Annotated in this window: 11 protein-coding genes; all 11 read right to left on the reverse strand. The window is 59.1% G+C overall.

The features are described from left to right. Nucleotides 1-467 (reverse strand): recombinase family protein (locus tag ACIQ2X_RS15895; protein WP_396179955.1); only part of this gene is annotated, 467 nt, incomplete at its 3' end. 97 nt (nucleotides 468-564) lie between these two features. Beyond that, nucleotides 565-819 (reverse strand): hypothetical protein, encoded by a 255-nt coding sequence (locus tag ACIQ2X_RS15900; protein WP_396179956.1) that lies wholly within the window; start codon nucleotides 817-819, stop codon nucleotides 565-567. 29 nt (nucleotides 820-848) lie between these two features. After that, nucleotides 849-1,499: an AAA family ATPase gene (locus ACIQ2X_RS15905; protein ID WP_396179957.1), complete on the reverse strand. Its 651-nt coding sequence runs from the start codon at nucleotides 1,497-1,499 to the stop codon at nucleotides 849-851. Then, nucleotides 1,496-1,675 carry a hypothetical protein gene (locus ACIQ2X_RS15910; RefSeq protein ID WP_396179958.1) on the reverse strand — a complete coding sequence of 60 codons (180 nt, stop codon included), beginning with the start codon at nucleotides 1,673-1,675 and terminating at the stop codon, nucleotides 1,496-1,498. The genes ACIQ2X_RS15905 and ACIQ2X_RS15910 overlap by 4 nt, the downstream gene beginning before the upstream one ends. Nucleotides 1,676-2,172: 497 nt before the next feature. Then, nucleotides 2,173-3,144 (reverse strand): replication protein RepA, encoded by a 972-nt coding sequence (locus ACIQ2X_RS15915; protein WP_396179959.1) that lies wholly within the window; start codon nucleotides 3,142-3,144, stop codon nucleotides 2,173-2,175. A gap of 239 nt (nucleotides 3,145-3,383) precedes the next feature. Beyond that, on the reverse strand, nucleotides 3,384-4,058 hold the full coding sequence (locus ACIQ2X_RS15920; RefSeq protein WP_396179960.1) for a hypothetical protein: 675 nt from the start codon (nucleotides 4,056-4,058) through the stop codon (nucleotides 3,384-3,386). A 29-nt stretch (nucleotides 4,059-4,087) separates the two neighbouring features. Beyond that, entirely contained in the window at nucleotides 4,088-4,423 is a 336-nt protein-coding gene (locus ACIQ2X_RS15925; protein WP_396179962.1) for a ribbon-helix-helix domain-containing protein, read from the reverse strand. Continuing rightward, nucleotides 4,386-5,891, reverse strand: coding sequence for a hypothetical protein (locus ACIQ2X_RS15930; RefSeq protein ID WP_396179963.1), 1,506 nt, complete (start codon nucleotides 5,889-5,891; stop codon nucleotides 4,386-4,388). Before ACIQ2X_RS15930 ends, ACIQ2X_RS15925 begins: the two co-directional genes overlap by 38 nt. Before the next feature lie 78 nt (nucleotides 5,892-5,969). Continuing rightward, nucleotides 5,970-6,347, reverse strand: coding sequence for a hypothetical protein (locus ACIQ2X_RS15935; RefSeq protein ID WP_396179964.1), 378 nt, complete (start codon nucleotides 6,345-6,347; stop codon nucleotides 5,970-5,972). A 268-nt stretch (nucleotides 6,348-6,615) separates the two neighbouring features. Then, nucleotides 6,616-6,867: a hypothetical protein gene (locus ACIQ2X_RS15940; RefSeq protein ID WP_396179965.1), complete on the reverse strand. Its 252-nt coding sequence runs from the start codon at nucleotides 6,865-6,867 to the stop codon at nucleotides 6,616-6,618. After that, the coding region (locus ACIQ2X_RS15945; protein ID WP_396179967.1) for a recombinase family protein at nucleotides 6,851-7,197 on the reverse strand (347 nt) is incomplete at its 5' end. The genes ACIQ2X_RS15940 and ACIQ2X_RS15945, both read right to left, overlap by 17 nt.

Raw genomic sequence — 7,197 nt, forward strand, 5'->3', positions numbered from 1 at the left:
GTCAGGTTGCAGTACTTCTGCCCGGTGGCCTTCTTGTGCTGCAAGGCATTGGTGGTGCGCTCGGCAACCAGGTTGCGCTCGAACTCGGCCAGCACAGCCAGCATCTGAAACATCATCTTGCCCGCCGCCGTGGTGGTGTCGATTTGCTCGGACAGGCTCACCATGTCGGCCTTCTTCTTGGCGACGATCTCGCCAATGGTCAGCGCATCCTTGGTGGAGCGAGCCAGGCGAGACAGGGAGTAGCAGACCAGCGCCGAATCCTTCTTCAGAGCCGCCAGCGCCTTCTGCAATTCCTTGCGGGTGTCCATGCGCTTGCCGCTGATGCCTGCATCGACATAGACCTGCACCAGCTCGTAGCCATTGGTGGCGCACCAGGCGTCGATCTTGGTCCGCTGCGCCTCCAGGCTGACGCCTTCGCTGGCCTGCTGCTCGGTGCTGACTCGGATGTAGCCGATGGCTTGTTTCATGGAGCTGTTCCCCTCTTAACTGGATAACATGCTATCACATAGTCGCATTGCTGCATACATATGCAAAACCAGGCGCTACGCCTGTGACTTGCTTAGATCAGCGCCCGCCTTTGCCGCCTTCCAGTTCTCGCTTCAGCAGCTCCAGCACGATGTCAGTCGCGGTGCAGTCGCGCTCGATGGCCACCAGGCGCAGCTTCTTGTGCAGCTCTTCCGGCAGGTTGATCGTCAGCCGCCGGTAGCCTTCAGGCGCAAAGAAAACCCGCTTCTCTGACGCCGCTGTTGGCTTGGCCTGCGGTGCGGGTGTCTTGGCCTCAGCGAAGGCCAGCGCGGCCTCGGCATTACTGCGGGGCATTGGCTTGGAGAGGGTGGTTGGTTGTCTGCTCATGACTTCTTCCTTAGCAATGACATAACTTCTGCGGCTAGGTATCTGGTTTCGATCTTGGCGTTTTGGTCTTGAATCTCTGCGCCGGTCAGACCGCTGCCCAAGGCTTCCGTGTAGGACACGCGCATGGCCAGGGATGTCTTGAGGGCTTCCAGGCCAAGCTGCTTTTCAGCGGCATCTGACAGTTCTTGCGCCAGCTTGGTGAATGACCGATAGCGTGTCCAGACCATCCTGGCCTTGATGGGTTTCACCTGCTTGGCTTCTTCGATCAGGGTCAGGATGTCAGCAGTAGCCCAGATCTCTGCCGCAGAAGCGCCCACAGGGATCAAACACAGGTCAGCCAATACAAGGATGGCTCTGGTCAGCTCTGCAATGCGTGGAGGGCCATCCAGCACGATGTAGTCGGCGTCCTGGTGCTGCTCGACCTTGGCGACCAGTTCGCGGTGTGTGCTGGCTGTGTCTGATGTCAGGCTGCCAGCCTTCCCGGCCTGCTCACGAACTGCAAACCAGCTTGCGCTTGTGCCCTGCGGCATGTCGCAGTCGATTAGCACGGTCTTGCCGACCTTGGACAGTTCTCCCGCCAGGTTGGTGGAGACAGTGGATCGTCCAGCGCCGCCCTTCACCTGAATGACGCCAATGATCTTGGTCACGATTTGCCCTCTTCGTCATCTGCTTTGGGCTCTTCAGTTGTCGGTGGCTCGCGCCAACCAACCGCAGTCTTGACCAGTTGGGGACCGGTGTATGGCTTCAGTTTGCGCAGCTTGTCTGCATCTTCTGGAGTCATCGGAAGGGCGTCATAGATCGGCTGTTCTGGTGTCTTTGCCATTTCAGTCTCTCAACTTGGTGGTGAGCGCGGCGGTGGCGGTGGGCAACCTGCAAGGTTGTCCACGGACTGAGCCGCTTCTACTACTGGTTCTTTAGATACTGGTGATACAGGTTCTATATAGGGGCGTCACCATTTATGCGTGTTGGTGTCACCGTTTATGCGTGGATAACTCTCTGGAGCGTCACCATTTATGCGTGGGCAACATGGGCAATCCACAGCCTGGCGGTGGATAACTCATCACTCTTTCGAGACATGCTTCTTGGCTATGTGTGCAGCTAGCTTCTCAGGTGTCTTGAAGGGTGTGGAGCTCGGGCAGTGCGGGCATCGGAATAGAACCTTTGGTGGTCTGCTAGACCGAGGCCTAGGATCAAAGCCTTCAAGGCTCTCGCCGCGGCCAATCTTGTCCAAGTAGCCCCATCCATTGCACTTGAAGCACACAGGATTCTTGCCAAGGCAAGAGCACGGGGTTCTCAGAAGGTCCGGGGCTGCCATATGGGCTAGTCCACCTTCCTGGCAATGTGAGGCGGTGCAGGCTTGACCATCAGACCCATTTCAGTGGCCTCAACCCTGACTCCCGCATAGACCGTGACGACCTTCTTTAGCTCACCCATGAATGCCGCTTTGAACTGGCGCACCTGTGCGTAGTTGCTGCCGAACTGAAGCGCCAGCGATGCCCATGGAATGACCGCTGGCTTCTTCAAATAAGACACCCTGTAGGTCAGCCAGGTGTAGATGTCTAGCGCCATGGGGGACTGTTTGAGTGCTCTGATGGCCCGCATGTCTATGGGCACAGGCCGGTCGATGATCTCTGTGAAGAAGGGCATGGAGAGCGTGACCGACGACTTCCATAGGCCCGCCTGCTCCGGCTCCTTGGCGTGCCACCACAGCAGCGACCTGTCGGCCAAGCGGTAGCCAATATCTGCGACCTGTTCGCCGTCCTCATAGGTGGCTGATACGGTCGAAGAGAAAAGCCGCCTGGTCTGGTTCTTGAGCCGGGTGATGCTGCCATTAGCGCCCCCTGTTGGAGACAGGCCCAGCTCGGCCATGAATGCCGACATCGAATCACCCAGCTCTAGCTCGCGGTTCTTCGTCTTGACTGCTTCAGTGGTGACCCATGCCAGGAGAAGGCGAGGGATAGAGCCGTAGGGCAAACCGATCTTGGAGGGGGCAACCATGTTGAGGGTGAAAGCGCCATTCCTGCGCTCGAACTCGTTGCCCTCGACCTTCCTGTGAGGAAGGGTGGCCTGCACCATCGCCCTGGCCATGAAGCCCAAAGCACCCGCGTCCTGTGCGCTCTCGGCCTCGATGGCCAGCGCCTGATTGATCAGGTTGTCGACGGACTTGGTGATGACGGGGGGCTTGGCCATATTGCTCTGTTGGCTTCTCGGCGGCTGCATCATCGCATAGGTATGCTGGTATGCGGCTAGTGCTTGCCCTGTTGCTTGCACCACTCCCATGGAGGCAGCCATTTGCTGAATATCGTTCCAGGGGCGATTCGTTCCGCGAATGAGGAAGCTGTCGGTCTGGAAAACGCGTCCGCTCCAGAGAGTGATGCGCCCCCTACCCCTGCCAGCCTCCCGATACTTGCCGATAGTTTTTCAAGAGGCTCTTCGCCGCCCGGATCTCTGCATTGACCTGGCTGAATAGTTCTCGGAGCTGCTGGCGGTGCCCGCCCTTCCAGGCATTCCTGGCGACCTTGGCGCGGCCTTCACGGCTGACAGGGCCGGTTGACCGCTCCCACGGCCTCCAGGTCTTGATCAGCTCGGCCTGCTTGGCCCTGCGCTCCAAAGTCCAGCCGTTCGCCATGGCGTGCCTCCAATAGTTTGTTTGGCTCAGTCTGAGAATTTGCCGCGTGCGAGCCTATGCCAGTATGTGATTGCGTAGTCGCATATGTATTGTTGACCTGCTGATGGCCCGCTGCGATGTTGGCCTGCTTGACGAAGGTGGGCTGCTGGCGCGGCTGCTTCAGCTCGATCAGGGCTTCCAGGGTGGCGCGGCTCTGCGCCTGAGCCTTCAAGGCCAGGCCCATGTAGGTCTGGTACTGCTTCAGGTACTCCTGCGCAGACCCGCGCCTGGCGAGGCTGGCGAACATGGTTTGCAGTGCGCTGGCCTGCGAGAAGAGCATCGACTCGACCATGCTCAAGTCGCCCGCGTTGATCTTCTCGACCCGCTCGTTCAGCGACTCCAAGATCATGGTGAGGCCCACTTCCTGGCCAAGCATGTTCTTCTGGAAAGGCTCCATGACCATGGATGCATTGCCGGTGCCTGAAGTGGTCATCGACCCCAGCGCCTTCAACCGCGCTTCCTTTGTCATGGTGGAGGCCTGGTTGACGCCCGCCTTCTTGGTCTTGGTTGACGCCTGCTTTCTGTCGTTCTCAGCCATTGATCAGCTCCTGATAGATCTACTCGCGCCTACTCTCGATGGCTCGGGAGACTTCCCCCCGCGCCCCCCATCCCCGTGCCGCCGCTTGCTGCCAGCACGGACAACCTGAGCCAGCCCGCGACCCCGACTTGCTCGGGCTTGGTCTTGAGGATGTCGGTGGCCCACTGCTGCCAGTCCTGGCCGTTTTTCTCTGCGAGGGTGTCGATGGCGGCCCACCATGCTTTTTCCAGCCGAATCGTCGTCCGAAGGGAGCCGCCCGCTGTCCGGAAGTGGCGTAGGCAGGGAGACCAGACAGGAAGGCAGGGAACGGCAACAGACACAGCACTTCTAGCTTGCATTGGATTGGTTGAAACCCGCGCCAGCATTGGGTTTGCTGCCGATTTCGTTTTGGTTTTTTAGGTCTGCCGGGTGGTCGTCAAAGGCTTGTCCAAGGTTGATCTGGATGACCTTCTGCTCGACTTTCAGACGGTAGCCTGTGGCCTCCAACATGGCGGCTTCGATGCGAGCCGTGTCCAGCGGCCTGGTGGCGGTGAACCCGTCATGCTGAAGGAGCACGATCTCCTTGGGGTATTGCCGGTAGGCGGCTTCCAGCGCAGCAGCCTCAACACCTTGAAGAAGATGGGCGAGCTGTTGCCGCTCATCTGAATCGTCCATGCTGATGGTCAGCCCTCGGCAGTTCTTGATGGTGCGCCTGGTGACTGGTTGCGCCGCCAGCACGGCACGCCTTGCCCCGCTGATGTCATCCCGGAGCGCCCTGAATTGCGGGTGTTCGTAGATCCTTGCCGCCAGCCTGGTGTCGCCCCCCAAGATCTTGGGCAGGGCATCCTTGGCTCGGTGTGAAAACCTTGCCCCGTAGATCAGGGCGATCAATGCGCTCTTGGCCTGCTGCTTGCTGACGCCGAACTCGCGCATCAAGCCGCCACGCACCCCATCCTTGTCATCCAGGTAGCGCAAGACATCGGAGCACTGATAGCCGTGCTGTGCCGCCATCTGCGCCAAGATGGAGTAATGGCAGTTCTCGATGTCGATGTCATACAGACCCGCCATCGCCGCCTCTCTGACTGCCCGATAGCAGTTTTGAAGGTTGGCCGAACCATCGGCGTAAAGGCGTCCACTCGTGTGCTCGGTGTATCTATGCAGGACATAGCCGGGCCAATTCCGATTCCTTGCCTTTGTCACCAGCATGGCGGCTTCCTGGTACAGCGCCTTGAGAAACTTCTTATTGGGCACAGCCGAGAAGATCTCACCCTGAAGAATCCCGGCATCTTGTGCGTACAGCCGCGCCTGGATGTCCACCATCAGCTTCTTGAGCTGCACCAGATTGACAGGCACAAGTGTTGTTACCGGCAAGTCCTTGAACCCCCGCCTGGTCTGCCCGTCCTTGTTCTTTGCGGCGACGGCGCTTGCTGGTGGTGCTTGGAGGATCTTCCCGTCCTCTGTCATCAGCCTGGTTGAGCGCCGATGACAACCTGCCAGGAACCGCTCGCGCAAGGTGCTCACCTTCTCGGCCAGCATGTAGGGTTTGGTGCGGCCCTCGACCTTTGACCAATCTTGAGGGTCGTCGAACAGGCCCAGCTCGGCATTGATCCGGCTGAACTGACTGCGCCCAAAACGCTCTTCCAGCTCCTTGTAGTGGAACCACGCATAACCCTCATAGTGAGAGTGCGCCCTGTACCTGGTGGGAGCCTCGAAGATCATCCTGCACAGTGCCCTGCGGGTTCCTGGTGACTCCCGCTTAAACCCTGGCAGAGACTTTTCCAGGTAGCGCAAGAATGATTCAGCGAGCTGTTCATATCGGTCTGCATGAAGGTTGTTTGGAGTCTTTTTTGCCATCCCTGACCTTTTGGCTCTGTTGGCCTTTTGGTTGCTGGTGCGGCCTGAGCCGCCTGTTATTCCTCTGCTGTTACAGGATCAGCCTGCGCTGAAAACCCGCTCGACATTGGAGTAAACCGCCCCGGTCTTGCTCTTGGACAGAAGCACCAGGATCTGGCACTTGGAGCCGATCAGCTCTTCAATGTCGATGCCGCCCGCCAGCTCGGCCTGCTTCAGCTCTCGGCCCATCAGGCCAGTCAAGACCTCGGCCAGCTTGCTCTGCTGGGTGAGCTGGGGAGCGGTGGAGCGCATGACCTTCACGCCGTCGAACTGCCCGCCCTCGATGGTGAACTCAAACCCGATGCGCTCACCATAGGCGTTGGCGAACTGCCTGATGCCGGTCAGCTCGGCCTGGTAGGTGCCGTCCTTCACCACAACTGATGCGGTTGGCGTTTTTGGCTTCACGAGCAGAACCATGCTTATCTCCCTTCCTATACTCAGACCATCTTCAAACCGAGGGGGGTGTCATGTCGATCTTTGGAAAGTTCTTTGGCGGCGGCTCATCAAAGAGCAGCGAATCCAAGTCATCATCAAAGTCAGACAAAAAGCCATTCGCGCCTAAGCAAAAGCAGAAGGACCCCGACTCCAACCGATCAAACAAGTTCGGGCCGAAGAAGGATTGAGTTGCGTCTGGCTCATCAACTTTTTTTAACAATCGACCGTTCGTTAAATTCCTGCGGCCTGGTCAGTGCCTGGTGACCTCAGCGACCGCGCCCCAAAAAGCCGGGTCTGCCAGCCAGCGACACAGTGCTGCGGCGGTGCTTGGCTCCATGGTCTTGACCAGCGCCATCTGCTTGGCCGGTTGACCTTTCAGAGACAACAAAGCCCCCGCCGCGACTTGCACGGTGGAGGCGTTGACCTGGTGCGGTTGCAGTCGCTCGGCCTGCTTCCATGTGTGTTTTCCGAACAGCCGGATCAGCTCAGAGTGCAGCGCCAATACTTGTCCTCTTGACCAGGTAGTGAATGGTGGCCGGTGCCCACTGCTTGCCGGTCTTGGTGGGAATGCCACGACCGTTCAGGTTGTTGGCAATGGCTTGGAGGGTGTGGCCCTGCTGGCGTGCGGCCTGGATCTCAGCGACCACAGCCGCCTCCTGCTGCACCTCGACCAGTCGGCCCTCGACGGCCTCAAACCCGTAGGGCGTCAGGTTGCAGTACTTCTGCCCGGTGGCCTTCTTGTGCTGCAAGGCATTGGTGGTGCGCTCGGCAACCAGGTTGCGCTCGAACTCGGCCAGCACAGCCAGCATCTGAAACATCATCTTGCCCGCCG

Origin of the sequence: Flavobacterium sp. (assembly GCF_044368625.1) — a bacterium.
Taxonomy (GTDB): Bacteria; Bacteroidota; Bacteroidia; order Flavobacteriales; family Flavobacteriaceae; genus Flavobacterium.